General features: G+C 69.0%; 25 protein-coding genes. 3 read left to right on the top strand and 22 right to left on the bottom strand.

What is annotated here, in order from left to right; all coding sequences use genetic code 11:
* Positions 1 to 76 precede the first annotated feature (76 nt).
* The 3 genes from CRT60_RS02375 to CRT60_RS02385 form a co-directional block, all read right to left on the bottom strand.
* Positions 77 to 847: a class II aldolase/adducin family protein gene (locus CRT60_RS02375; RefSeq protein WP_098734858.1), complete on the bottom strand. Its 771-nt coding sequence runs from the start codon at positions 845 to 847 to the stop codon at positions 77 to 79.
* A 61-nt stretch (positions 848 to 908) separates the two neighbouring features.
* Complete coding sequence (locus CRT60_RS02380) at positions 909 to 1,949, bottom strand: TRAP transporter substrate-binding protein (protein WP_167421615.1); 1,041 nt, start codon at positions 1,947 to 1,949, stop codon at positions 909 to 911.
* A gap of 200 nt (positions 1,950 to 2,149) precedes the next feature.
* Positions 2,150 to 3,091: a LysR family transcriptional regulator gene (locus CRT60_RS02385; RefSeq protein ID WP_425290390.1), complete on the bottom strand. Its 942-nt coding sequence runs from the start codon at positions 3,089 to 3,091 to the stop codon at positions 2,150 to 2,152.
* 103 nt (positions 3,092 to 3,194) lie between these two features.
* Here CRT60_RS02385 and CRT60_RS02390 point away from each other — a divergent pair, with 103 nt between their 5' ends.
* The 3 genes from CRT60_RS02390 to CRT60_RS02400 all read left to right on the top strand — a co-directional run bounded on the left by CRT60_RS02390 (position 3,195) and on the right by CRT60_RS02400 (position 5,890).
* On the top strand, positions 3,195 to 3,998 hold the full coding sequence (locus CRT60_RS02390) for an NAD(P)H-dependent oxidoreductase (protein ID WP_098734861.1): 804 nt from the start codon (positions 3,195 to 3,197) through the stop codon (positions 3,996 to 3,998).
* Positions 3,999 to 4,267: 269 nt separating this feature from the next.
* Positions 4,268 to 5,536, top strand: coding sequence for a PQQ-dependent sugar dehydrogenase (locus tag CRT60_RS02395; protein ID WP_098734862.1), 1,269 nt, complete (start codon positions 4,268 to 4,270; stop codon positions 5,534 to 5,536).
* A gap of 30 nt (positions 5,537 to 5,566) precedes the next feature.
* Positions 5,567 to 5,890, top strand: a complete 324-nt coding sequence (locus tag CRT60_RS02400) for a c-type cytochrome (protein ID WP_098734863.1) — start codon at positions 5,567 to 5,569, stop codon at positions 5,888 to 5,890.
* 31 nt (positions 5,891 to 5,921) lie between these two features.
* Here the strand turns inward: CRT60_RS02400 and CRT60_RS02405 are convergent, their stop codons facing one another.
* The 19 genes from CRT60_RS02405 to eutA form a co-directional block, all read right to left on the bottom strand.
* Positions 5,922 to 7,730 (bottom strand): helix-turn-helix domain-containing protein, encoded by a 1,809-nt coding sequence (locus CRT60_RS02405; RefSeq protein WP_098734864.1) that lies wholly within the window; start codon positions 7,728 to 7,730, stop codon positions 5,922 to 5,924.
* An 80-nt stretch (positions 7,731 to 7,810) separates the two neighbouring features.
* Positions 7,811 to 9,073, bottom strand: a complete 1,263-nt coding sequence (locus CRT60_RS02410) for an MFS transporter (RefSeq protein ID WP_098734865.1) — start codon at positions 9,071 to 9,073, stop codon at positions 7,811 to 7,813.
* Positions 9,073 to 9,999: a 2-hydroxyacid dehydrogenase gene (locus tag CRT60_RS02415; protein WP_098734866.1), complete on the bottom strand. Its 927-nt coding sequence runs from the start codon at positions 9,997 to 9,999 to the stop codon at positions 9,073 to 9,075. The genes CRT60_RS02410 and CRT60_RS02415 overlap by 1 nt, the downstream gene beginning before the upstream one ends.
* Positions 10,000 to 10,010: 11 nt before the next feature.
* A complete protein-coding gene (locus CRT60_RS02420) occupies positions 10,011 to 10,607 on the bottom strand; it encodes an amino acid synthesis family protein (protein ID WP_244592223.1) in 597 nt (198 codons plus the stop codon).
* A gap of 98 nt (positions 10,608 to 10,705) precedes the next feature.
* Entirely contained in the window at positions 10,706 to 11,743 is a 1,038-nt protein-coding gene (gene proX, locus CRT60_RS02425; RefSeq protein ID WP_098734867.1) for a glycine betaine/L-proline ABC transporter substrate-binding protein ProX, read from the bottom strand.
* Positions 11,744 to 11,825: 82 nt separating this feature from the next.
* Positions 11,826 to 12,788: an ABC transporter permease gene (locus CRT60_RS02430; protein WP_098734868.1), complete on the bottom strand. Its 963-nt coding sequence runs from the start codon at positions 12,786 to 12,788 to the stop codon at positions 11,826 to 11,828.
* Positions 12,781 to 13,977 (bottom strand): quaternary amine ABC transporter ATP-binding protein, encoded by a 1,197-nt coding sequence (locus CRT60_RS02435; RefSeq protein WP_098734869.1) that lies wholly within the window; start codon positions 13,975 to 13,977, stop codon positions 12,781 to 12,783. Before CRT60_RS02435 ends, CRT60_RS02430 begins: the two co-directional genes overlap by 8 nt.
* A gap of 157 nt (positions 13,978 to 14,134) precedes the next feature.
* Positions 14,135 to 14,449: an NIPSNAP family protein gene (locus tag CRT60_RS02440; protein ID WP_098734870.1), complete on the bottom strand. Its 315-nt coding sequence runs from the start codon at positions 14,447 to 14,449 to the stop codon at positions 14,135 to 14,137.
* Positions 14,446 to 14,844, bottom strand: a complete 399-nt coding sequence (locus CRT60_RS02445) for a carboxymuconolactone decarboxylase family protein (RefSeq protein WP_098734871.1) — start codon at positions 14,842 to 14,844, stop codon at positions 14,446 to 14,448. The genes CRT60_RS02440 and CRT60_RS02445 overlap by 4 nt, the downstream gene beginning before the upstream one ends.
* Positions 14,837 to 15,664, bottom strand: a complete 828-nt coding sequence (locus CRT60_RS02450; protein ID WP_098734872.1) for an alpha/beta fold hydrolase — start codon at positions 15,662 to 15,664, stop codon at positions 14,837 to 14,839. Before CRT60_RS02450 ends, CRT60_RS02445 begins: the two co-directional genes overlap by 8 nt.
* A 2-nt stretch (positions 15,665 to 15,666) precedes the next feature.
* Complete coding sequence (locus CRT60_RS02455) at positions 15,667 to 16,782, bottom strand: LLM class flavin-dependent oxidoreductase (RefSeq protein ID WP_098734873.1); 1,116 nt, start codon at positions 16,780 to 16,782, stop codon at positions 15,667 to 15,669.
* A gap of 45 nt (positions 16,783 to 16,827) precedes the next feature.
* The gene (locus tag CRT60_RS02460; RefSeq protein WP_098734874.1) at positions 16,828 to 18,339 is read right to left on the bottom strand and encodes an aldehyde dehydrogenase; all 1,512 of its coding nucleotides are present in this window, start codon (positions 18,337 to 18,339) and stop codon (positions 16,828 to 16,830) included.
* Between the two features lie 36 nt (positions 18,340 to 18,375).
* Entirely contained in the window at positions 18,376 to 19,323 is a 948-nt protein-coding gene (locus CRT60_RS02465) for a flavin reductase family protein (protein WP_098734875.1), read from the bottom strand.
* Between the two features lie 316 nt (positions 19,324 to 19,639).
* The gene (gene ehuB / locus CRT60_RS02470) at positions 19,640 to 20,485 is read right to left on the bottom strand and encodes an ectoine/hydroxyectoine ABC transporter substrate-binding protein EhuB (protein ID WP_098734876.1); all 846 of its coding nucleotides are present in this window, start codon (positions 20,483 to 20,485) and stop codon (positions 19,640 to 19,642) included.
* A gap of 137 nt (positions 20,486 to 20,622) precedes the next feature.
* A complete protein-coding gene (gene doeB / locus CRT60_RS02475) occupies positions 20,623 to 21,642 on the bottom strand; it encodes a N(2)-acetyl-L-2,4-diaminobutanoate deacetylase DoeB (RefSeq protein ID WP_098734877.1) in 1,020 nt (339 codons plus the stop codon).
* Between the two features lie 2 nt (positions 21,643 to 21,644).
* Entirely contained in the window at positions 21,645 to 22,844 is a 1,200-nt protein-coding gene (gene doeA, locus CRT60_RS02480) for an ectoine hydrolase DoeA (RefSeq protein WP_098734878.1), read from the bottom strand.
* Between the two features lie 44 nt (positions 22,845 to 22,888).
* Positions 22,889 to 23,881 (bottom strand): ectoine utilization protein EutC, encoded by a 993-nt coding sequence (eutC, locus tag CRT60_RS02485; protein ID WP_098734879.1) that lies wholly within the window; start codon positions 23,879 to 23,881, stop codon positions 22,889 to 22,891.
* A complete protein-coding gene (gene eutB / locus CRT60_RS02490; protein ID WP_098734880.1) occupies positions 23,869 to 24,855 on the bottom strand; it encodes a hydroxyectoine utilization dehydratase EutB in 987 nt (328 codons plus the stop codon). The genes eutC and eutB overlap by 13 nt, the downstream gene beginning before the upstream one ends.
* The gene (eutA, locus tag CRT60_RS02495; RefSeq protein ID WP_098734881.1) at positions 24,852 to 25,637 is read right to left on the bottom strand and encodes an ectoine utilization protein EutA; all 786 of its coding nucleotides are present in this window, start codon (positions 25,635 to 25,637) and stop codon (positions 24,852 to 24,854) included. The genes eutB and eutA overlap by 4 nt, the downstream gene beginning before the upstream one ends.
* Positions 25,638 to 25,685 lie beyond the last annotated feature (48 nt).

Consider the following 25,685-nt stretch of genomic DNA (forward strand, 5'->3'; position numbering starts at 1 on the left):
GGAGTATGCGAACAATAAAGCGGTTAACATGTTAATTAGTCAAGGATCTTGGAATGGGGCCTTGGACGTCCTCCCGTCACGACCGATAGGTCGGGTCGATGCGGTCGATGATGCGGGTGAGCGCTGCGAAGGCGTCTTCGCCGGCCCCGTATTTAGGATTGAAATTCAGGCTGTCGGCGACGCATTTCTCCAGCACCGCCGCCGGGATCTGCCGCGCCCGGCCCATCGAATGGGTGGCCAGTTGGATCTCGCAGGCGCGGTTGACCAGCCACATCAGCGAGAAAGCCTGGGCCAGCGTGGCTCCCACCACCACCGGGCCATGGTTGCGCAGCAGCAGGACCGGCTTGTCGCCGGCGCTGGCCAGGATGCGCCGACCTTCGTCGAGATGGACGGTGATCCCCTCGAAATCATGGTAGGCGATCTTGCCGTAGAGCTGGGCGGCGTAGAAGTTGGTGAAGGCCAGCCCGTCCTCCAGGCAGCAGACCGCCTGCGTCTGGGTGGTGTGGACATGCATCACGCAATGGGCGTCCGGCAGGGTCGCATGGATGGCGCCATGGAAGGTGAAGCCGGCCGGATTGATCGGCCAGTCCGAATGGCCGACGATGTTTCCCTCCACATCGACCTTCACGAGGTTGGAGGCGCGGACCTCCGAATAATGCAGGCCGAACGGGTTGATGAGGAAATGGCCGGGCTCGTCCGGAGCCCGGAGCGAGATGTGGTTGTAGATCAGTTCCGACCAGCCGAGATGGTCGAAGATGCGGTAGGCCGCGGCCAGCTTGACGCGGGTCTGCCATTCGGCCGGGCTGAAGCGGGCGGGCTGTTCGAAATAGCGGGGGGCTGTGCTCATGTCCGGTCTCGCTGTTCCTGATGGGTGGTGCGCTGAAATCGGCAGGGCCGTCGGTGGGATGTCAGTTTGGCCGCGGGGCCAGTTGACGGGCCGCGGCGGCGAGGGGGGCGGCGTCGATGCCCTTGGCCGACGCCTGGGCGATCCATTCGGCGGTGACCGGCTCCAGCTTCTTCAGCACCTCGTCATAGGCGCTGCCCGACAGCACGGTGACCGCCTGCCCCTGTGCCTTCACCTTGTCGCGCGTCGCGGTGATGGTGGCGTCCCAGGCCCGTCCGAAACGCTCGACGAGGACCATGCCGCTGTTCTTCTCAAGGATCGCCTTGAGGTCGGCGGGCATGGCGTCGAAGCTCTTCCTGTTCATCATCAGGGCCAGCACGGTGGCGCCCAGGACGGGCTCGTCGGGTGAGGTTTCCAGATGGAAGCGGGTGACCTCGTCCAGCTTGGTCGGGCCGATGACCTCCCAGACCGCGGACGCACCGTCGACCACGCCCTTGGAGATCGCCTCGGTCATCTGGGCGGGCGGCATGGCGACGGGGGTAGCGCCAAGCTCCGTCAGGGTGCGGGCGATGGTGCGGTTCGGCGCGCGCAGCTTCAACCCGGCGAAATCGGCCGCCTTGGCGACCTGCCTGTTCGCAGTGTGGATGGTCATGCCGCCGTCGCCATGCAGGGCGAGCAGCTTGTAGGCGGCGTATTCGTCCTGGAGATGCGCCTGGTAGAAGGTCCAGATCGCCCGCCCGCCCGCGAGGCCGCCGACCGGCAGCATGCCCGGAAGCTCCAGAACCTCGGTCTTGGGGAAGCGGCCGGTGGAATAGCCGGGGGCCGTCCACACGATGTCGGCCACGCCGTTGCGCGCCAGATCGACCAGCTGGGCCGCGGTGCCGCCCAGTTGCAGCGCGGGATAGAACTGGCAGCGGATGCGGCCGCCGGACTCCCGGCCAAGATCCTCGCACCATGGCTCCAGGACCTGCCTTTGCACCTGCGCCACGCCGGGCAGGAAATGCGCGATCTTCAGCGTCACGGTTTCGGCCGCATGGGCGGTGGCCGACGCCATCAGTCCTGTTGCAAGTACGATTGCCGACGTGAGCGTGCGCAGAGTGCTCATCCCTAGACCTCCCGTTGACTTGGCTCTTCTGTCCGCCGGCGGTGTTCGCGGCGGTGTTCGCCAAGGGTAGGCGGGGCTGGCCTCCTGCTCTATCCGCGCCGGGCAGGCGCTGTCCGGAACGGGCGGAAATTCTGCGATGGAACCTTGCGGGGCTGGCCCATGCTGCGGCGCCATTTCCGCCTTGGACGGCGCAAGGCGCTCTATTGCGCTTCCAGGCGGTTCCCGCCGCGGGCGGCGCCCGTTTCGATCCCGGGGATCTGCGCGATCCGCTCGGCAAGGAAATCGACCAGCAGCCGGACGCGCGCGATGCCCGCACGTTCCGGCACGATCAGCATGTTGAGCGGCACCGGGGGCGGCGCATAATCCGGCAGCACCCGCGCAAGCCGTCCGGCCGCGAGAAGATCCTCGACCAGCCAGAGATGGGCGGGAGCGATGCCGCGTCCGGCCGCGAGCGCCTCGCGCACGGCGAGCCCGTGATCCATCTGCAGCCGTCCGCCGAAGGGCAGTGCGTGGCGCTCTCCCCGCCCTTCGAGAATGAGAAGGTCGCTTCCGGCGATGTTCGACATCCGGATGCCTTCGTGCGTGCCCAGATCCCGCGGATGCGCCGGGACCCCGTTCCCTTCGAGATACTGTGGCGCTGCCACGAGCAGGCGCCTCGATTGGCCCAACGGCTTCAGCTTCAAGGAGCTGTCGGTGAGCGGTCCGAGACGAAGCGCAATGTCGATGCCGTCGCGGACGAGATCGATGCGCTCGTCGCTGAGGCTGAGATCGATTGCGATGTCCGGGTACAGATCCTGGAACGCGAAGATCAGACGGCTGACATGCAGGACACCGAGTGCCGCCGTACAGGAGATGCGGATCGTGCCGGCCGGCGCGCCGCGGGTGCTGCGCGCTTCCTCGCTCGCCAGATCCACCAGCCGCAGGATCTGCACGCACTGTGCGTGGAACCGGCTGCCCTCGTCCGTCACCGTCACCCGCCGCGTCGTCCGGCTCAGCAACGGCACGCCCAAGGCCGTCTCCAGTTCCCGCAGATGGCGCGTCACCGTCGATTGCCCGACGCCCAGTTCGCGGGCGACCGCCGACAGGCTTCCCCGTTCGGCCACGCGGACGAAGGTGCGCATACGTTCGAGCGTGACGTCCAATTTATCCGTTTTCCGGCATGATCATATCCATTCCCATCATATACCGGATCGCCGCTCCCCATGATACCTGCTCACCGGTTGCATCACCCAACCGGAGCCGGCCATGAAAATCCTCATTGTCTTCGCCCACCCCGAACCGCGTTCGCTCAGTGCGTCGCTGCGCGACGTCGCCATCCACGACCTGGAAGCACAGGGCCATGAGGTGCAGCTGTCCAACCTGTACGACAAGGGCTGGAAATCGGAGATCGACCGGGACGACTTCCCGACGCTTCCGGCCGGGGACCGGCTGAAGGTGCCCGGCTCGTCCCGCGGCGCCTTCGATGCCGCGGCGCTGACCGCCGATGTCGGGGCCGAGATCGGGAAGCTGCGCTGGGCGGACACGCTGATCCTTCAGTTTCCGCTCTGGTGGTTCTCGATGCCGGCGATCCTCAAGGGCTGGGTCGACCGGGTCTATGCCAACGGCTTCGCCTATGGCGTCGGCGAACACAGCGACCGGCGCTGGGGCGACCGTTATGGCGAAGGGGCCCTGGCCGGCAAGCGCGCCATGCTGATCGTAACCGCAGGCGGTTGGGAGGAGCATTATGCGCCGCGCGGGATCAACGGGCCGATGGACGATCTGCTGTTCCCGATCAACCACGGCATCCTCCACTATCCGGGCTACGAGGTGCTTCCGCCTTTCGTGGTCTACCGTGCCGACCGCCTGGACGAGGCCGGCTTCGAGCTGGTCGCGGAGCGGCTGCGCGGGCGGATGCGGACGCTCGCGACGACGCCGCCACTCCCCTTCCGGCGTCAGAACGGCGGCGATTATCTGATCCCGGCCATGCAGCTCCGGCCGGGCCTTGAGGCTCCGGGCACTGCCGGCTTCGCGCTCCATCTTACGCACGGCGATCCGGGCAAGATCGATTGAGGCAAGGGCGCAAGGCTGCCACGGGCGGCGCGGGTTTCGCGATACCCCGAATTTCTCGGGCCTACCTCCACGAGGGTGTGGTTTGTCCGGCACGCCCGCAACTACGCTGGAGAAGCACCGACGCCGGCGCCCACCTGCGGCCGGATTGCCCCGGATCCGAACCCGTTCCTTGTCCATCCGGCCGATGGCGCCTTGTTCCAGTCGACGCCCCAAGAACACGGGCACAGAACCCGTGCGACGACCAAAAGAGCGATGCAATGGGAGGAATCATGAAGACCGGTCTGAACACCGCGCTTTTTCTGGCGGTTGCATGCCTGACGATGCCCGCCGGAGCCCAGGACTACCCGCAGCCGCCCGGCAACCTCGAGAAGTTGCAGCAATTCAAGACCACCGGCGACGTGACCGAAATCCCGGTCGTCCCGCAATCCGGTCCGAAGGCGGCGGCGATCACCAAGACCCTGTCGCGGATCAAGCTGCCGCAGGGCTTCAAGATCGCGCTCTATGCCATCGTGCCCGACGCCCGTCACATGGCCGTCGGGCCGCAGGGCGTGGCTGTCTTCGTCGGAACGCGCAAGACCAAGGTCTATGCGGTCACCGACCGGGACAAGGACCGCGTCGCCGACGAAGTGAAGGTCTTCGCGCCGACGATCAATTTCTCGGTGCCGAACGGGGTCTGCTTCTCGAAGGACGGATTCCTGTTCGTCGTGGAGCAGAACCGGGTGCTCACCTTTCCCGCCGCCGAGTTCTTCTATGAGGGCGCCGACGTCGCCGCCTTCCAAGTGGCCAAGGGCGGCGAACTCATTCCGAAGGAGGAGGAAAGCTACAACCACACCGCCCGCGTGTGCCGGGTGGGCCCGGACGACAAGCTCTACATCGCGCTCGGGCAGCCCTTCAACGTGCCGGCATCCGACAAGCTCGACCTCTACAGGAAATGGGGGATCGGCGGCATCGTCCGCATGGACCGCGACGGGAAGAACCGCGAAGTCTATGCCTGGGGGGTGCGCAATTCCGTCGGCATGGACTTCAACCCCAAGGACAAGGCGCTCTGGTTCACGGACAACCAGGTGGACGGCATGGGCGACGACGTCCCGCCGGGCGAGTTGAACCGGGCGGAAAAGCCGGGCCTGAACTTCGGCTTCCCTTATTATGGGGGCGGCAAGATCCGCACCGTCGAATACAAGGATCAGCAGGCACCGGCAGACGCGGTGTCGCCGCAGGTCGAATACGACGCGCATGCGGCCGATCTCGGCATGACCTTCTACAGCGGCAGCCAGTTCCCGGCGAAGTACCGCGGCGGCATCTTCGCCGCCGAACACGGGTCGTGGAACCGCACCAAGCCCATCGGGGCGCGGATCATGTTCACCTCCCTCAAGCCGGACGGCACCGCGGACAAGACCGAGGTCTTCGCCGAAGGCTGGCTCACTTCGGACGGCGAATATCTGGGGCGGCCGGTCGATGTGGCGGTGCTGGCCGACGGCTCGCTGCTGGTGTCGGACGATTTCGCAGGAGCCGTCTACCGGATCTCCTATGGGCAATGAGGGGTGATGCGGTCGGCCGGGAGGATAAGGATGCGATACCGGTGGAGCGTGCCGATCCTGCTGGGACTGGCCGTCTATGCGGCCGGCGCCCATGCCGGAGATCCCGGGGCGGGAAGAAAGAAGGCCATCCAGTGCCAGACCTGCCACGGGCTGGAAGGGCTCTCCAGGATTCCGGAAGCGCCCAATCTGGCCGGGCAACCGGAAATCTACCTCCGGAAGGCGCTCACCGATTACAAGACGGGGGCCCGCAGGAACGAGATGATGTCGGTGGTCGCCCCGTCGCTGAGCGAGGCGGACATCGACGATCTCGCATCCTATTTCAGCTCCATTCGGATCGAGGTGACGCCGCCGTAACGCCGCAGGTGCCGGCGGAGCCCTGTCGAGATCAGGTGGAGCGGTCGATGACCCCGCTCAGGTGAATGGCGAGTTCGACCGAGAAGCGGCGATCCGGGCTTTCGACATCGATGCCGAACAGCTCTTCGATGCGTGTCAGCCGATAGCGCAGGGTGGTGACGTGCACGCCGAGCTGGTCGGAGCAGGCCTTGGTGCGGCACCCCGTCTTCAGATAGGCGGACAGCGTCTCCAGATAGGGCGTCCCGTGCTGGCGGTCGTACTCGATGAGGGCGCCGATGCTGTCGGCGACATAGCCGCGCACCTCGTGGGTGTTGGCGGCGGCCAACAGCATGGGCAGCGGGCCGAACTGCCGGGCATCGAGGACGCCGGGGCGGCCGAACTCTTCGGCGATCCGGATCATCCGCCAGGACCGGTCCCACGCCTCCGCATAGTCCGGCGGGGCCATGCAGCGGCTCGTCAGCACGACGAACGGCTCGGCATGCAGGATGTCGGCGACGGACCGTGCGATCTGCGCCATCAGCCGCTTGACCGGTCCGTGGCTCCGCTCGTCGACGGCGGGAATGAGGCAGACCAGCCCGGCCGGAACGGTGACGAGCGTGCCGGCGATTCCGTGCAGCGACAGCAGCCGCTGGACCGGGAGCTGGAGGTCGGCCGCAGCACTCACCGCCCGCGGACTGCGGCCGGGCAGTCCGACCAGGATCATCTGGGCCGGCAGATCGAGGTTGAGGCCGAGCCGCAGCGCGCGCTGCCCGATGTCCAGCGGATCCCGCCATCGCCGCTCCACCAGCTCCAGGAACAGCTCTGTCACTGTCCGGTTCTCGTAGCGGAAGCGGATGACGTTGCGCAGCATCTGGATGCCAAGCGCATGCTTGATGCCGTCGAGCAGGAGCTGATCGGCCTGGCCGTAAGGCTGCGGTCCCGGAAAGATCATCAGCACCCCGACCACCTCGCCGTCGGCGGTCAGCGGGTCGATGCGCGGCGCCGTGCGGATGCGCTTGCCGTTGACCTCCCAGAACAGGGTCGCCCCGGTGGCGGCGGGCCCGGTGGCAACGGGATGGTCGATGGCATCGCGCGCCGCCTTCATGATCGAGGGGCCGAGGTCGGCCGCGACCGCCGCCTGCCAGTCGGCGTCGCCGATGTCGCTGCCGCAGGGCGCGCGGTCGGCGGTGACGAGGTTGGCGGTGAAGTCGACGATGACGATGGAGTAGGGCAGCAGGTCGCGGATGCGGGGCAGCAGGGTGGCCATCGCCCCGTCCTCCAGCGCCTGCCGCAGCAGCGAGGTGTTCACTTCCAGCGCCCGTTGCAGGCGTTCGGCGGCCAGGGTCTCGGCACGCAGCCGGTGCTGGCGCTCCACCGCGATCTCGCCGAGCTGGACGATCATGCCGATGAAGGCCAGATCCTCATCGCTCACCTCGACGATGCCGCGGGACACGACGCTCAGCACCAGCGGCCGGCCGCTGTCGTCGGTGCAGTTCATCGGCATGACCAGCACGCTGTGATAGTCGCGCTCGAAGGCCTCCCGGCGATAGCCGGGGAACTCCTCCGACACCCGGGCGTCGGGGATGAAGATCGGCTCGTTCCGCCGCAGGGCGACCAGGGACGGGCTGGTCGCCAGCTCCCAGCGGTCGGGCAGCGGGCGCTGGATCAGCGTCGGGTCGTGGCGGACGACGACCAGGGCATAGCCATGCTCGACGTCGACCGCCATGATCGACCCCATCGACCAGTTGGCATGGCGGCAGGAGGCCAGGACCAGGCGCTGAAGCACCGTCGCCAGATCGCCGCCCGAATTGATCAGGCTCGCCACCACGCGCAGCGACTGGATGCGCGACGTCTCGACCATGTTCCTCCGGCGAACGGATGGGCGCGGGCCCGGTTTCGACCGACTCTAACCCGATGACGGCACTCGGAAAAAGCGGAACGTCAGCGCCCGTCCGGTGGCCCGATATCGACAGGCGGGGGGCCGGAGGGATCAATGTCCGTCCGGGGGCCGGAGATCGCCGCACCGGTCAGGCTGTCGGGCGGCAGCGGGCGGAAGGCCGGCGGGCCGGGCGCCCGATCCCGCTCCCGCACGGCGCGGCGGATCAGGACGAAGGCGGCCAGCGCGGCACAGCCGGCGGCGGCGTAGACGAACAGTCCCGACGGGCCGAGCCTGTCCATCAGCAGGGCGCCCGGCACCGGACCGACCATCGCTCCGGCGGCCCAGACCACCAGCAGGCCGCTGACCGTCGGGACGATGCGGCCCGGCGGCACCACGTCGCAGGCGTGGGCGACGCACAGGGCATAGATGCACAGGACCTGGCTGCCCCACAGCGCGAACCCCGTCCACACCAGCCAAGCCGGGCTGCCGGCCGGCAGCAGCGCCAGCCCGGCGGACAGGACGGCGCCGGCCGCGGCCACGGCGGCGATCACGACGCGGCGGTCCCGCCGGTCCGACAGCGCGCCGAGCGGCCATTGGGCGAGAAGGCTGCCGCCCTGGAGGGCGACGAGCAGGGCGGCGGCGGCCGGCTCCGACAGGCCGATGCGCAAGCCATACAGCGGGGCGAACGCGATCATCGTGCCGGTCACCACGCCGACCGCGAAGCAGCCGACCAGGGCCGACGGCGCCAGCCTGAACAGCCCGCTGAGGTCGAGCGAGACGGCGGTCGGCAGGGCCGGGCGGACCGGCCGGGTGACGGCGACCGGCAGGACCGACAGCAGGATCAGCAGGATCAGCAGCCGGAAGGGCTGGTCGCCGCCGGGGTCGAGCAGGAGGGGGCCCGCCATCAGCGCCAGCTTGGTGGTGACCATGTAGACCGCCAGGATCCGCCCGCGGTTGCCGTCCTGCGCTCCGGAGCCGATCCACCCCTCGATCACCGTGAACAGCCCTGCGAAGCCGACGCCGGTCAGCGCGCGCAGCAGGATCCAGCCGACGCTGCCGCCGGCCAGCGGCAGGGCGAGCGCGAGGATCGCCATCAGCGCCGCCAGCCCGGCATAGGCGCGGACGAAGCCGAGCTTGCGGACGACCCTCGGCGCCGCCAGACAGCCGGCGGCGAAGCCGACGCCATAAGCGGACGCCACCATGCCGATGTCGGCCGCCGACAGGCCCTGCGCCTGCATGCGCAGCGGCAGCAGGGCCTGGAGCAGCCCGTTGCCGGCCTGCATCAGGACGGCGGCCGCCATCACCGGCAGAAGCGGCGCCATCATCAATAGCCGCGCCCCCGGTCGACCCGGTTGGCCAGCGGCCGCCCGTCGCGGAAGGCCGCCAGGGTTGCCGCCACCTGCTCCACCGCCTGCGCCGGGTGGGTGGCGGCGGCGCTGTGGGGGGAGACGCGGATGCGCGGATGCCGCCAGAAGGGATGGCCGGCCGGCAGCGGCTCCTCGCTGAACACGTCCAGGCTGGCGCCGCCCAGCCGGCCGCAATCGAGGGCGTCGAGCAGGTCCGCCTCGACCAGATGGTCGCCGCGCCCGGCATTGATCAGCACGGCCCCTGCCGGCAGTCGGGCGAACAGGCGCCGGTCCAGGATGCCGCGGGTGTCGGCGGTCAGCGGCAACAGGCAGACCAGCTGGTCGCACCGCGGCAGCATCGCCTCCAGCCCGTCGGGGCCGGCGAAGCACTCCACGCCGTTCAAATGCTTCGGCGACCGGCTCCAGCCGAGGACGCGGTATCCCAGCGCCCCCAGGACGGCGGCCGCGGCTTGTCCCAGCTCCCCCAGCCCGAGCAGCCCGATCGTGACCTCGCGGGCCGGCCGGTAGGGCAGCCACCGCCAGACCCCCGCCGCCTGCGCGGCGTCGAATTCGTCGGAATGGCGATGCCAGCGCAGCACTTGCAGGGCGACGAAGCCGGCCATGTCGTCGCTCAGGCTGTCCGCCACCATGCGGACGAGCGGCACGTCGGGAAGCGACGGGTCGGCCAGCAGCGTCTCGACCCCGGCGCCGAGCGACATCACCAGCCGCAGGTTGGGCAGGCCGGCGAAGATGCCGGGCGGCGGCTGCCACACCAGCGCCATGTCGATGTCGTCCGGGTCGCCGACCTCCGGCCAGACCCGCAGCGTCACGTCGGGAAGGCGGCGGCGCAGGGCATCCCGCCACAGGCCGGCATTGTCGATGCCCGAGCAGAACAGCAGCGTCATCGGGCGGCTCCTCACCGGGCGCCGGCTTTTTCCGCGTCCATCTCCTCCATGTCGAGGAAGCGGTCGCCGATGCGCGGATGGGCCCGGCTGCCGTCCGACGCGCCGATGGCGACCAGCAGCTCGTCGGGACCGGGGGAGTCGGGAACCTGGAAATTGGCGGTCAGGAAATGCGCCCGCTTGCCGGTCTCCGTCTTGTGGATCATCGGCAGGGCGAGCAGGGCGCCCGGAGCGTTGCGGGTGTTGGTGAAGCTGAGGAAGGCGGTGCCCTGCGCCGCTTCGCGGAACATATTGCCGAAGCGCAGCGTGTGGATCAGGGCGGAGGCGTGCTCGATCTCGCCGTTGACGCCGACCGACGCGGCCTTGCCATAGGCCTCGATGCGCGCGGCCGGCATCAGGGCGACCAGCCGCCGCGTCATCTCGGCCCCCAGCACCGGGGCCACCCGCAGGATCTCCGGCCGCAGATTCTCGACGAAGCCCTGGCCGGCCCAGGGGTTGCGCAGCACGGCGGCGACGACGACCGAGGTGATCGGCCGTTCGGCCGGCTTGCCGCCCTCGACGATGGTCTCCTCGATGAAGGTGGAGATCTTGCGCAGTCCGATGTCCATCATGTCCTGTCCGATTCTCTGATGTCCGGTCCCGGAGCCGGCCGGACCGGGAGCGGCCGGCGGCTTCGGGGGGTGGAAACTGGGGAGCGTTGGATGCCGGGTCAGCTCGCCGCCCTGGCGCTGGCGACCCACTGCTCGAAGGTCGGCTTGTTGGCGGAAAGCCACTCCTGGGCGAGTGCCCGGATATGGCTTTCGCTGGCGCCCTTCTCGCTGATGCTGCGCTCCCAGGCGGCCCAAATCTGCAACGGGAAGCCGATGTTTTCGACGAGCGCCTTCACCGCCGGGTTGGCGGCGATGAAGTCCCGGTTGGCGACGGTGTTCCAGTTCCAGGAGGCCATGGCCATCCGGCAGGGATCGGCGCCGCCGGCGCAGCCCGACACGCCGCTGACCAGGGCCGTACCCTTGTTGGGCACCGACGGGGGCAGGGCGTCGAACGGGGTGGGCAGCCAGACCACGTCCTTGCCGGGGACCAGCGTGTTGGTGACCCAGGACGGGCTCCAGGCATAGAAGAAGGCGGGCTCGCCGCGGCGGACGCGGGCGACCGCCTCCACCATCAGCGGCTCGTACTTGCCGCGCACCGAGGTCACCGTGTCCTTCAGGCCGAATTTGTCGAGCTGGAAGTCGACCACGTCGCCGCAGCTCCAGCCGGGATCGCAGTTGACCAGATCCGCCTTGCCGCCCTTGCCGAACAGCGCGGCGATCTTCGGGTCCTTCATCTGCTCCAGCGAGGTGATGTGGTGGGCGTCGGCCGTCTTCTTGTCGATCAGGTAGCCGTTGACCCCGCCCTCCTTGATCAGGCCGCCGCCGACGATGGTCGCCTGCTGCTCCACCTTGCGGAAGGCGGGCTCGCGCTGCGGGAAGTTGATGTCGGTGGCGATGTCGAGGTCGCCCTGCGCCGCCGCCTGGAAGAACAGGGTCGTGCTCAGCGTGCTGAGCTTGACCGAATATCCCAGTTCCTTGAAGGCGGCGGTGACGATCTGGGCGGTGACGTAGTTGGCGCCCAGGCTGTCCGACTGGGCATAGCGGATGGTCTTGCCCTTGCCGGGCTGGTCGGCGGCCAGGGACGGCTGGACGCAGGCCGCGGCGAGGAAGGCGGCGACGGAGAGGGACTTGGCGACCGACTTTGTGAAGAAGGGCATGGCGGTTTCCTCGAACGGGGTCGGGACGGGATTCGGGGGAAGCGGGGCGTGCGGTGCGGGGCTTGCGGTCCCGAGGTCTGGATCACTGGTCCGGACTGGAGATCGCCGGCTTGGAGGTGGCCGGGCCGGCGGCCGTCTTGCCGTCGGCCGGACGGCCGGAGCGGACGAGGGCGCGCAGGCTGCGGAGCAGCGGGCGTCCGCCGGGGCCGCCGGGCTGGGCCATCTTCTGGGTGATGCGGTCGAGCATCATCGCCAGCAGGACGATGGCGATGCCGCCCACCGCGGCGCGGCCGACGTCGAGCCGCCCGAGGCCCTGGAGCACCACCAGCCCGAGCCCTTCGGCGCCGATCATGGCGACGACCACCGACATCACCATGGCGGTCAGCACCGTCTGGTTCAGCCCGCCGAGGATGGTCGGCACGGCCAGCGGAAGCTGGACCTCCCACAGCAGCTGCCGCCTGGTGGCGCCGAAGGCGAGGCCGGCCTCGACCATCTCGGTCTCGACCATGCGGATGCCGAGGTTGGTGAAGCGGATCAGCGGCGGGGCCGCCGCCGTCACCACCGCCACCTCGCCCGGCACCGTGCCGACGCCGAACAGCATCACCACCGGCACCAGATACACGAAGGTCGGGGTCGTCTGCATGATGTCGAGGATCGGGCGGACGACGCCCCACATCCGGTCGCTGCGGGCGCAGCCGATGCCTATCGGGATGCCGACGGCCGCGCAGATGACGATGGCGGTGGTGATCAGCGACAGCGTGGTCATCGCCTCCGACCAGACGCCCAGCGCGGCGATGGCGACCAGGGCGACGGCGCTGAAGCAGGCCACCCCGATGCTGGCCAGCCGCCAGGCCAGCAGCACCGCCACCGCCACGATGGCGAGGAAGGGGATCTCCTGGAGCAGGAAGATGTTGAGGTTCAGGACATACTCGACCGGCCATTTGATGGCGAGGAAGAGCGGGCGCAGGTTCAGCGCGATCCACGCGACGCCGTCCTGGATCCAGGCGTCGACCGGGAAGACGTTGAGGTCGTTTGCGTCAAGCATGCAGGCCTCCCGCTGGGTGAGGAGGGGCGGAGGCGATGCCCGCCAGGATGCGGTCGGCGGCGAGCGTGCCGGTCAGCCGGCCCTCCTCGTCGACCACCGCCATCGGCCGTCCGGCCCGGTGGGCGCGGGCGGCGTCGAGAAGGCTGTCGCACTCGCGCACCGTGACGAAGTCCTTGCGCAGGGCGCCGAGGCTGTTATTCCCGCGGCCTGCTGTTTCGCGCAGGCCCCGCAGCGTCTCGGCGTCGAGCGCGCCGACGACATGGCCGCCGTCGTCGAGCACCAGCCCGCCGCCGTCGCCCGTCTCGGCGAGGCACAGGCCGGCGGCCAGCGGGACGGGCTGCACCGGGGTCATCGCCCAGCGGGCGTCGAACAGGCGCGAGCGGTCGACCTCGCGGGTGAAGGCGGCGACATAGTCGCTGCCCGGCTCAAGCACGATCGACTGGGGGGTGCCTTCGCGGACCAGCTCGCCGTCGGCCATGATGGCGATCCGCGTGCCGAGCTTCAGCGCCTCCTGGAAATCGTGGGTGATGAACAGGATGGTCTTCTTCAGCGTGCGCTGGAGGCGCAGCAGCTCGTCCTGCATCTCGGTGCGGATCAGCGGGTCGAGCGCGCTGAACGCTTCGTCCATGATCAGCACGTCGGCATCGGTGGCGAGCGCGCGGGCCAATCCGACCCGCTGGCGCATGCCGCCGCTCAACTCGTGCGGGTAATGGTTGCCCCAGCGCGCCAGCCCGACGATCGACAACACCTCCTCCGCCCGGCGCCGCCGGGCCTGGGGGGAAACCCCCTGGAGCTTCAGGCCGAACTCGGTGTTCTCGGCGACGGTGCGGTTGGGCAGCAGGGCGAAATGCTGGAACACCATGGAGATGCGCTTGCGACGGATGTCGCGCAGCTCCGCCTCGCCGGCGGCGACGATGTCGCGGCCGTCCAGCAGGATCCGGCCGGCGCTCGGTTCGTTCAACCGGTTGATGCAGCGCGCCAGGGTGGATTTGCCCGATCCCGACAGCCCCATCACCATATAGATGGCGCCGCTCGGTACCGACAGTGAAACGTCGTTCAACCCTACTACCGCTCCGGTTTTTGCCAGAACTTCGGATTTTTTTGCACCTGCGGCCAACATCCGCAGGGCCGGATCGGGAGATTTGGAGAAAACTTTATAGAGATTCTCTACCCTCAGTCGTTCTGTCACAACCGTCTCCCATCGTTGTGTTCGGTGGGCTTTCCCTGTCTTTAAGATTTTTACTTGTGCCCATTAGGAAGACTTGCGCGTCTTCCTGTCTTCCTACGAAACAAAGGAAAAGTAGCCCTATCGTTCCTGCGAAACGGAGCATGACGCTGCCGGTTCGTCATTTCAGGGGCGAGAAGGCGGTCGGCAGCAGGATGCGGTTTTCCGCCGTCTCGATCAGCGCCGCCAGCTTCGGGATGAAGGCCTGCCAGCGCGGATCCTCGGAAAGCTGCTGGCGGCGGGCGGTGCGGTCCTCGAAATCGGCATAGCCCCACATGTGGACGACATGGTTGAGCGGGCCGATCTCGCTGACGAAGTAGCCGATCAGGTTGCCGAGGATCGGTTGCTGGATCGCCAGCCCCTCGCCCTGCACCAGCGCCAGATACTCGCGCAGCTTGCCCGAACGGATGCGGTAGATGCGTTCCTCGACGATCATGGCGTGTCTCCCGTGCCGTCCCCGGCGATCTCCTGGCGGATTTTGCGGGCGATGCGGAAGCACTCGACCCCGGCGGGAATGCCGCAATAGACCGCGATCTGGATCAGCGCCGCCTGCAGCTCGGCATCGGAGAGGCCGTTGCGGATGGCGCCGCGCAGGTGCAGCTCGAACTCGTGCATGCGGCCCAGCGCCGCGATCATGCCGAGGTTGAGCAGGCTGCGCTGGCGGCGGTCGAGCGCGTCGTCGGCCCAGCACTGCCCCCAGCAATATTCGTTGACCATCTGCTGGAAGGGCCGGGAGAAGTCGTCGGCCGCCGCCATCGCGCGGTCGACATAGGCGTCGCCGAGCACGTCGCGCCGGACGCGTTCGCCCGCCCGTTGCAGGGGTTCATCCATGGCTTGCGCCCTCCTTCGGCTGCTCGGCGGACGTCAGGAAGCGCCCCATCAGCCCCGCCACCGCGTCCGGCGCCTCGATCAGGATCGAATGGCGCAGGCCGGGCAGGATGTGCAGAGCCGAACCGGGGATGCTGTCGTGCATGGTGTGCGCCATGCGCGGGTTGGAGCCGATGTCCTCCTCCCCGGTGGCGATCAGGGTCGGGCAGCGGATCTGGTCGAGGAAACCGCCGAAATCGGTTTCCGCCAGAACGCGGTAGGCGGCGGCGTAGCAGTCGGGGTCGTTCCCGGCGTTGCGTTCGCGCAAGACCCGGATCAGCTCCGGGTTCCGCTCCTGGAAACCCTCGGTCAGCCAGCGCGACAGCGAGGCGTCGTAGTGCGCGCCCGGCTCTCCAGCCTGCAAGGCTGCCAGACGGTCGAGCACCCGCCGCCGCTCTTCCGGATTGCGGCCGGCGACGGTGGACAGCAGCACCAGCCGCTTGACGCGCTCCGGATGGGTCAGGGTCAGGCGCTGGGCGATCAGCCCGCCCAGCGAGAATCCCGCCAGGTTGAAGCGGCCGAATCCCACATGGTCGGCCAGCGCCAGCGTCTCGCCGACGAAATCGTCGATCTCGTAGCGGCCCTTGATCCGGGTGGAGCCGCCATGGCCGCGCAGGTCGAAGGTCAGGATGGTGAAGCGGTCGGCGAGCCGCTCCGCCACACCGCTCCAGGCCTCCAGATAGGAGCCGACGCCGTGGATGCAGACCAGCGGCTCCGGCCCCCGGCCGTCGAGCCGGTAGTTCAGCGTCACCGGCCCGACCGTGAAGTGACGGGAGTCGGCCATGGTCAGCGCCCCGCCGCAGCCATGCGAGGCGGCACGGCAGCAAGGCGGCGCTCCTCCTCGAACCGGCGGTCGCGCTCGCGTTCGGCGAAGACCGGCAGCACCTCGCGGGTGAACAGATCGAGCGTCTTGCGCTGGAGTTCGACCGGCAGGTTGAAGGACAGGCCGAGCGAGAACTGGTCGACGCCGGCCGCCTCATAGTCCAGCAGCTTTTCGATCACCTCGTCCGGCGTGCCGAACATCAGGTTCTTCAGGACGTTCTCCGGCTTGTAGTTGTCGCGGCCGGCGACGCTTTCGTAGGACACCGCGGTCGGGAAGCCGTTGGTCACCGTCCCGATGTTCTGGAACAGGTTCTCGAAGCTGCGGCCGTAGTCGATGCTGTGCCGCACCGCCAGCTCGGCCTCCTCCGGCCGCTCGTAGCAGCAGGTGCGTCGCTGCATCATGAAGCGCGGGCGCGGCACCTCCGGATGGTCGGCCACCGCCTTGCGGAACTTCTCGCCCAGCACGGCGATCTCGGCTGCCGGGGCGGCCAGCGGCGTCGACAGGATGCTGGCGCCGATGCCGACGGCCCAGTCGAAGGTGCCGGGGTCGCGGGCCGCCACCCAGATGCGCGGGTGCGGCGCCTGCAACGGCTTGGGCACCGAGGTCGCCAGCGGGAACTTCCAGTAATGGCCGTCATGGGCGTAGTCGCCGGCCCACAGCTTCTGCACCGCCGGCACCAGCTCCTTCATGTAGGCGACGCCCTCCTGCTGGGGCATGCCGCCGGCCATGCGGTCGAACTCGTACTGGTAGGCGCCGCGGGCGATGCCGAACTCCAGCCGGCCGCCGGTCAGGTGGTCGCACAGCGCCGCCTCGCCGGCCAGCCGGATCGGGCTCCAGTAGGGGGCGACGATGGTGGCGGTGCCGAGCCGGATGCGCTCGGTGTGCTGGCCGAGCCAGGTCAGGATGGTGAAGGGGTTGGGGGAGATCGTGCACTCGATGGTGTGGTGCTCGGCGGTCCACAGGGTCTCGAAACCGCCCTGGTCGGCCATCTTCACCAGCTCCAGCATGCTGCCGGTCACGTCGCTCATCGGCGTGCTGGGTGAGAAGCGCTCCATGGAAAGCGCGACGGCGAACTTCATGTCCTTGTCCTTTTCTCGGGGGAGGAGAAGCCCGGTCGGGGCGGATCAGCGCAGCCGGATGACGAAGGGGTCCTGCATGGCGCCGGAATAATCGATGACGACGTTCTTCGACCGCGAAAACTCGCGCATCACGTCGAAGCCGCCGCGCCGGCCGTAGCCGCTCTGCTTGAAGCCGCCGTTCGACGACATGTAGGCGGCGGCGCGGTAGGTGTTGATCCAGACGGTACCGGCGTCGATCCGGGTGGCGAAGCGCATGGCGCGGTCGATGTCGCTGGTCCAGATGCCCGACGCGAGGCCATAGCGGGTGTCGTTCGCCATGGCGATCATCTCGTCCTCCGAGGCGAAGGGCACCACGCCGACGACCGGGCCGAAGATCTCGTCCTGCATGAAGCCCATGTCGTTGCGCGCGTCGGCCAGCACCGTCGGCTCGAAATACCAGCCCTTCTCCAGCCCCGCCGCCTGGGGCCGCCGGCCGCCGGCGGCCAGCCGGGCGCCGTCGCGCTGGCCCGAGGCGACATAGTCCTCGACCTTGGCGAGCTGCGCCGACAGGGCGAGCGGGCCGATGTCGGTGCTCTCCTCCATCGGGTGGTTGACGGTGATGCGCCCGGTGCGGGCGACCAGCGCCTCGACGAAGCGGTCGTAGATGGCGGCCTCGACGAAGCAGCGCGATCCGGCGACGCAGGTTTGCCCGGCTGCGGCGAAGACCCCGGCGACCACGCCGTTCACCGCCCGCTCGATGTCCACGTCGCCGAACACCACATGGGGCGACTTGCCGCCCAACTCCATCTGGCAGGGCACGAGGTTGGCGGCGGCGGTGGCGGCGATGCGGCTGCCGGTCTGGGTGCTGCCGGTGAAGACGATCTTGGCGATACCGGGGTGGCGGGTCAGCGCCTCTCCGGCGGTGGCGCCGCCGCCGGTCACCACATTGACGACGCCGTCCGGGAAACCGGCCTCGGTGACCAGCTCGGCCAGCGCCAGGGTGGAGGCGGTGGCGTGTTCCGACGGCTTGATCACCACCGTGTTGCCGATGGCGAGGCAGGGCGCCAGCGTGCCGGTCAGCAGCATCAGCGGCGAGTTCCACGGCGTGATCATGCCGACGACGCCCAGCGGTTCGCGCAGGTTGAAGTTCAGCATGTCCAGCTTGTTCACCGGGATGGTGTCGCCCTGGAGTTTGTCGGCCATCCCGGCGAAATAGACGTAGCTGTCGGGGATGGCGCGCATCTGGGCGCGCATCTCCTTGATCAGCTTGCCGTTGTCGCGGGTCTCCATCAACGCCAGCTCCTCGGCGTTGGCGAGGATCAGCTCGGCCAGGCGGCGCACCAGCTTGCCGCGGTCGCTCTGGGTCATCCGCCGCCACGCCGGATCGGTGAAGGCGGCCCGCGCCGCGGCGACGGCGGCATCGACATCCTCGGCACCGGCGTCGGCCAGCTCGTACCAGGGCTCGGCGGTGGTGGGGTCGTAGCTCGGGATGTAGCGGCCGCTTTTCGGTTCGACGAACCGTCCGCCGATATAGAGGGCGCGGCGGGTGCCTTCGAGCGACCTGCAGGTGGTGTGCATCGCGGTCTCGTATTTTGTGAAGGGGCGGTGGGGGGATCAGCCGTTTTCGGCGAAGGCGACGGGCCAGGGGGAGGGGCGGCCGTCAACCATCGCCAGCCGCCCGCCGTCGCTGGAGTCGATGTAGATGCCGAAGCGGTCCGCTTGCCGTTCCCGGACATAGCGGCGCAGCATCGCGCGGGTTTCGCGCGTCGGCATGGCCTCGAAGGGCAGGGCGTCGAGCGCGAAGACGCGGAGGCCGGGCGGCAGGGTCATGGTCGCCGCATCGGCGGCGAGGCGGGTGCGATAGACCAGACAGCCGGCGTCCTGCCCGGCGACGTCGAAGACCGAATAAAGGAAGCTGTCGTCCGGCCGCAGCGGCAGCGTGCTCCCGTCCGCCAGGGGCAGCGCCCGTTCGGCCTTGCGGCTGCGGCCGCCCGGCAGGCGCCAGCCGCCCGCCCCGTCGGATTGCAGCAGGATGCCGTCGTCCGCTTCGACGAGGTAGCCGACCTGCATGCCGTGCGGCATCTCCCCGCCGGCGTTCGGGGCTTCGTGCACCGTCGCGTACCGGCCCCGGCAGAAGCCGAGCGGAGCTGTCCCGACTGCCGTCCCGCCTGGGCTCCCGCTGGCGCCGAAGGCCTGCACGCGGCCGATGAGAACCAGATGGTCGCCGGCCATCACGCGGTCATGCACCGTGCAATCGAACCAGGTGAGGCAATCGGTCAGGACCGGCGCGCCGGTGTGTTTCGGGCCGAAGGCGGTCGACTGGAATTTCTCGGGCGAACGGGAGGCGAAAAGGCTGGAGACATCGGCCTGTCCCGCGTGCAGCAGGTTAACGGCGAAGGACGAAGTGCTGCAAAAGATCGGAAAGCTGAAGGATCGGTTTCCGATGCAGACAAGGACCAGCGGCGGATCGAGCGAAACGGATGTGAAGGAATTCGCCGTTATCCCGCGGGGATTTCCGTCTTCGTCGAGCACGGTGACGACCGTAACCCCGGTCGGGAACATGCCGAAGGCGTTTCGAAGGTCTCTTTGATTGATGGGCGGTGGGTCATTCGAAGAGAATGTCACGTCTGCCTCCCTTCTATTACGAAGACGAGGCTACCCTGGGCGGACACCGCCATCTTCCTCCTGTATAGAGGAATGTGCGACATTTTGTCCCATCGATTCCAAGGAACGGGTCCTGCTGCGGCGGTGACGATGGCTGACGGACAGGGGCTCCGGGCAGAGGAAAATGCAGCTGGGGCGAGGCAGATGTCCTGCCCCGCCCCAGTTCAGGCCAACGTCGGACTTCAATCCATGCGCCGCCGCTTGCCCGGCCCGATCAGTTGGACGCGGCGCAGAGCTTCTCGCGGGAGGTCTGCTTGGCGGCTTCGGCGGAGAAGCCGTAGGGCTCGATGATCTTTGCGAACTCGCCGGACGCCTTCATTTCGGCCAGCACCTTGTCGAAGGCGTCGCGCAGTGCCGTGTCCTGCTTGCGGAAGGCGGCGCCGTCGCAATAGACCGGGGCGCCCTTGACCGGGGCGACCACCTCGATGTTCGGGTCGTTGGCCTTGCCGACCAGATCGTGGATCGACAGGACCGGCAGCGAATAGACGTCGATGCGGCCGTCCTGCAGCATCTTCATGCCGCTCTGCGGGTCCGGCACCACGATCACGCGGTCGCGCGGCACGCCGGCCTGCAACGCCAGCTTCTCCTCGGTGCCGCCGCCGGGAGCGCCGATTTTGGCGTTCGGGTTCTTGGCGATGTCCTCGTAGGAGGTCAGCTTCAGCGGGTTGCCCTTCTTCAAGGCGAAGGATTCGGCGTCGCAGAGGATCGGCTCGGAATAGGCAACGGCCTTGCAGCGCTCCGGCTTCATGAACAGGCCGGCGGTGACGGCGTCGAAGCGGCGGGCCTGGAGGCCCGGAATCATCGCGCCATATTCGGAGATCGAGGCGACGACGTCGTTGACCCCAAGCTTCTTCATCACCGCGCGGGCGACGTCGGGGGCGGCGCCCGACACGGTGCCGTCCGGCTTGACGGCGGTGTAGGGCGGTTCGTTGGCGATGCCGATGCGGGCGAATCCCTGTTCGCGCAGCGTCTCCAGCGTGTCGGCGGCAAAGGCCGGCGCGGCGAGCGTGAGGAGTGCGGCGGCGATGCCGAAGCCTTTGGCGATCTTGAGGTGTTTCATGTCGGCCGTCCCTTTTTCCGTGATTCGGTGAGTGCCCGGCCGGCGCTCCCGTCGGCGCGCCGGCCCCTGTCCGGTCGGTGTCGATACCGTTCTTCACATGCCCGCCTTCTGCCGAGGCGGGTTCCAACGGGCGGCGGTCAGCTCTCGACCGTACCGACCACCGCGATGCAGTCGCCGGCCTTGACCAGGCCGGGGAAATGCCGGGCCGCCAGGATGCCGTCCAGCGCCGCTCGGTATTCGGCCGGCGCCAGCCCGGTGCGGCCGATGGGGTGGATGCGGGCGAGCAGGTCGCCTGCCCGCACCGGCTGGCCCAGATCGACGCAGGCCTCGATCAAGCCGCTGTCCTCGGCGAAGCGGAAACAGTCGCCCGACGGCATGTCGAGCCAGCGGCTCGCTTCCGCCCGCCCATCCGCTGGCAGGCCGTCCGTCAGGATCCCGGCGTGGCGCAGGACGTTGCGGACGCCGCGCTTGGCGATGGCGATGGTCTCCGCCCGGCCGGTGCCGCCGCCGCCGAGTTCGGTGGTGACGAAGGTCTTGCCCAGCTCCTCCGCCGCCGTGTCGTACATGCCGACCGCGTCGATCTCCAGCATGCGCATGGAAAAGGGCGCGGCGAAGGCGGCCACGGCGGCGAAGCAGCGCGCCTCCTGGTCCTTGTCGGGCAGGATGTGGGCGGCGGCGAAGGGCACGAAGTCGAGCGTCCGGCCGCCGGAATGGATGTCCATCACCAGATCGGCCTGCGGCAGGAGTTCGCGGGCGAAGTAATCGGCGATCTTCTGCGTCACCGTGCCGTCGGGGCGGCCGGGAAAGCTGCGGTTCAGGTTGCCCTTGTCGATGGGCGAGGTTCGGGTGCCGGCCTGGAAGGCCGGGTAATTCATCGCCGGAACGATGATGACGCGGCCGGCGATCCGGTCGGCGGTGAGGGTCTGGGCGAGGTCGAACAGAGCGACGGCGCCCTCATACTCGTCGCCATGGTTGGCTCCGGTCAGCAGGGCGGTCGGCCCGCTGCCGTTGCGCACCACGGTGAGCGGGATCATCACGGACCCCCAGGCCGAATCGTCGCGGCTGTAGGGCAGGCGCAGGAAGCCGTGCTGCACGCCGTCGCGGTCGAAATCGACCGTCGGGGTTATGGGGGAGGGGGCAAGTGCAACGGGCGCCATGGTCAGGACTTCACGAACAGCTTGCGCGGCACATCGGCCAGGCATTCGACGCCGGTGTCGGTGATGGCGATGCTCTCGGTGATCTCCAGCCCCATATCCTCCAGCCAAAGGCCGGTCATGAAGTGGAAGGTCATTCCGGGCTGGAGTTCGGTGCGGTCGCCGGGGCGCAGGCTCATGGTGCGCTCGCCCCAGTCCGGCGGATAGCTGAGACCGATGGGGTAGCCGGTGCGGTTGTCCTTGGTGATGCCGTAGCGCTTCAGCACGGCGAAGAAGGCGTTGGCAATGTCCTCGCAGCTGTTGCCTGGTTTGGCGGCGGCAAGCCCGGCCTCCATTCCCTCCAGCGTCGCCTTTTCGGCATCGAGGAAGGCTTGCGTCGGCGTGCCGAGGAAGACGGTGCGCGACAGCGGGCAGTGATAGCGTTTGTAGCAGCCGGCGATCTCGAAGAAGGTGCCTTCGCCCAGCTTCATCGGCCGGTCGTCCCAGGTCAGGTGCGGGGCCGAGGCGTCGGCCCCCGACGGCAGAAGCGGGACGATGGCCGGATAATCGCCGCCGAAGCCCTCCACCCCCCCGATGCCACCAATGCCCCGGATGCCGGCGTCGTAGATCTCGGCCACGAGGTCGCATTTGCGCATGCCCGGCTCGACGCGCTCGACGATGCGGGCGTGCATCGCCTCGACGATGCGGGCGGCCTTGCGCATGTAGTCGAGTTCCTGCGGGCTCTTCACCGCGCGCTGCCAGTTGACCAGCGCCGTCGCGTTCCTGAAGCGGGCGTTGGGCAGGTGGGTGGTCAGCGATTGGTAGGCGGCGGCGGTGAACCAGTAATTGTCCATCTCGACGCCGATGGTGAGCCCGCCCCAGCCGCGATCCGCCAGGATCGTCGACAGCAGGTCCATCGGATGGCGTTCGGTCGACTGCACGTAATGGTCGGGATAGCCGACGATGCTGTCATGGGCGAGATAGGCGGTGCGCTTGGCGCCGTTGGCGTCCTGGCCGCGTCCGTACCAGAGCGGCTCGCCGTGCGGCGGCACGATCACGCATTGGTGGACGTAGAAGGACCAGCCGTCATAGCCGGTCAGCCAGGCCATGTTCGACGGATCGGTGACGATCAGCAGCTCGATTCCGGCCTTGTCCATGGCGGCACGGGTCTTGTCGAGCCGGGCGGCATATTCGGCCCGGCTGAAGTTCAGCGTCGGTTCCTGCATGTCGGGGTCTCTCTCGTAAGAGGAGGGGCATGGGAAAAGAAGGATCAGGCGTCGAAGACGGTGCCGGCACCGGCCGCCAGGGCCCGGCCGCGCGCCAGCGTGGCGATGGCGGTGTCCTGCACCCCGGTTCCGGTGAGGTCGCAGACGGTGATGGCATCGGTGGACCCGCGGCCCGCAGCCTGCCCGGCGATGACGGCGCCCAGTTCCGGGAAGTCGCGGTCGGCGGCAACCGTGCCGGCGGCAATTGCGTGGTGCAGTTCGCCCAGCCGGCGGGTCTGCGTCAGGCGGTCGGCGACATAGAGGTCGGCACGGGACAGGATAGCGGGATCGAGTTCGTTCTTGTGTTCGGCGTCCGACCCCATGGCGGTGACGTGCTGGCCGGGTTCGAGCCAGTCCGCCATCAGGATCGGCCGGTCGGCCGGGGTGGTGGTGACGACGATGTCGGCACCGGCGACCGCAGCCCTGCCCTCCGTCGCGGCATGCACCGGGAAGCCCAGCCGCTCCGACAGGCGGGCGGCGGTGGCGGCGGCGCGCTCGGACTGGCGCGCCCAGATTCGGGCCTCGCGGATCGGGCGGACCAGGGTCAGCGCCTCCAGCTGCAACGCCGCCTGCACCCCGGCGCCGAAGATTGCGGCGACGGCGCTGTCGGGACGCGACAGGTGTTTGGCGGCGACCGCACCCGCCGCCGCGGTCCGCACATCGGTCAGATAGCCGTTGTCGAGAAGCAGGGCTTCGACCAGACCGGTCCGGCTGCTCAGCAGCACCATCAGCCCGTTGACGCTGGGCAGGCCGAGCGCCGGGTTGCCGAAGAAGCCGGGGCTGATCTTGATGGCGAAGCCGTCGAGGCCGGGGACATAGGCGGTCTTGACGTCGACTTCTCCGCGATATTCCGGGATGTCGAGCCGCAGGATCGGCGGCATCGCCACCGGGCGGGTGGCCAGCGCCAGGAAGGCGTCCTCGACGCAAGACGTCGCATCGCGGTCGAGCGGAACGATCCGCCGCAGTTCCGCCTCGGTCAGGATGGTCATGCGGGGCATGGCAGGCCTCCGGTGATGATGCGGCGGTGCAGGTCCATGGCGATGTTGCGGCCGGACAGCAGCGCGATTGTGGGCCCGCGCGGCGTCACCTTGCCGGCGAGCAGAGCGGCGATACCGACGGCGCCGGCTCCTTCGACGATCTCCTGCTCGGCGGAATAGGCGTGTTCGATGCCGGCGGCGATCTCCGCCTCGGTCAGCAGGACCACGTCGTCGAGCAGGCTGGCGGCGAGCCGGTGGGTGTGGCGGTTGGCGAGCCCGATGCCGCCGCCGAGCGAATCCGCCAGCGTCTCCAGCTCCTCGACCTGGACCGGGCGTCCGGCCTTCAGGCTGGCATGCATCGCCGCGCCGCGTTCCATCGACACGCCGATCACCCGCAGGCCTGGCCGCAGGGCCTTGGCCGCCAGCGCCACGCCGCCGATCAGGCCGCCGCCCGACAGCGGCACCAGCAGCAGCTCGGCGTCGGGCACCGCCTCGACGATCTCCAGCCCCAGCGTGCCCTGTCCGGCGATGACCTCGGCATGGTCGAAGGGCGGGACGGTGGCGAAGCCCTCCTCGCGGACCAGCCGGTCGACCTCGACCTGCGCGTCGTCCTGGGAACGGCCGACGATGCGGATCTCCGCCCCCAGCGCACGGATGCCCTCGACCTTGTTGGCTGGGACCAGCGCCGACATGCAGACGATGCAGCGGACGCCGGCCTGTGCGGCGGCATGGGCGAGCGCCCGGCCATGATTGCCGGTGGAGGCCGCCGCGACCCCCGTCGCCAGTGCCTCGCGCGGCAGGGCCGACAGCGCGTTGGTGGCGCCGCGCAGCTTGAAGCTGCCGGTGGTCTGGCGGGTCTCCAGCTTCAGGAAGACCGGGACGCCGCAGCGGGCGGTCAGGCTGGGCGAGGCGACGGTCGGCGTCGCGACGATCCGCCCGGCCAGCCGCGCGCGGGCGCGGAAGACGTCCTCCAGGCCGATGCTGCGCTCTGTCATGACCAGGCCTTCCCCGGCAGCGGCAGGGTCATCAGCCGCCCACCTTCGGGACGGGGCCGGTGGTCGCCGCACAGGCGCAGCGTGGCCCAGGCGGTGGCCTGGTTGCTGGTGACGACGGGGCGGCCGATGGCGGCCTCGATCTCGGCGGCGACGCCGGCCGAGCGCAGGGCGGTGCAGGAGATGAACAGCGCCTCGGCATCCGGCGGCGTCGCCTCTATGGCGGCGCGGACCAGACTGGCCGGCGCGATGCGCGCCATCTCGCGGTCGTCGTCCAGCCCGAAGCAGGTGAAGCGCGCGATGTCGAAGCCATGCACGCCGAAATAGGCGGCCATCGGCCGGCTGGTCTGTTCGGTGTAGGGGGTCAGCACGGCGATACGCTGGGCGCCGAACGCCGTCAGGCCGTGGCGGGCGGCGGCCGGTGGCGTGATGACGGGAATACCCGGCTTGGCCGAGGCGATGGCCTGCTCGATGGCGTCGTCGCCCATCACGACGCTGGCCGAGGTGCAGGAATAGCAGATGGCGTCGAGCGGCTCGTCGGGCAGGATCAGCGCCGCCCCTTCGGCGAGGCGCGGTTGCATGCGGCGCAGATTCTCCGGCGTCGTCGGGTTGGCGTAGGCGATGCGCGCGGTGTAGACGCCGATGCGGTCGCCGGCGACCATGCGGCGGAAGTCCGGCTCGGTCGTGTGGTCGGTCGCCAGCACGACAAGACCGACGCGCTTTTCGACCGGGCGCTCGTCGAAGGCCAGCGCGGTGGGCGAGCGCAGGATGGGGAGGGAGGACATGGCTCGGAAACTCCGGGGTCGGCGTGTCAGCGCGTCGGCAATCAGCGC

Source organism: Azospirillum palustre (assembly GCF_002573965.1).
In the GTDB taxonomy this organism is placed as follows: domain Bacteria; phylum Pseudomonadota; class Alphaproteobacteria; order Azospirillales; family Azospirillaceae; genus Azospirillum; species Azospirillum palustre.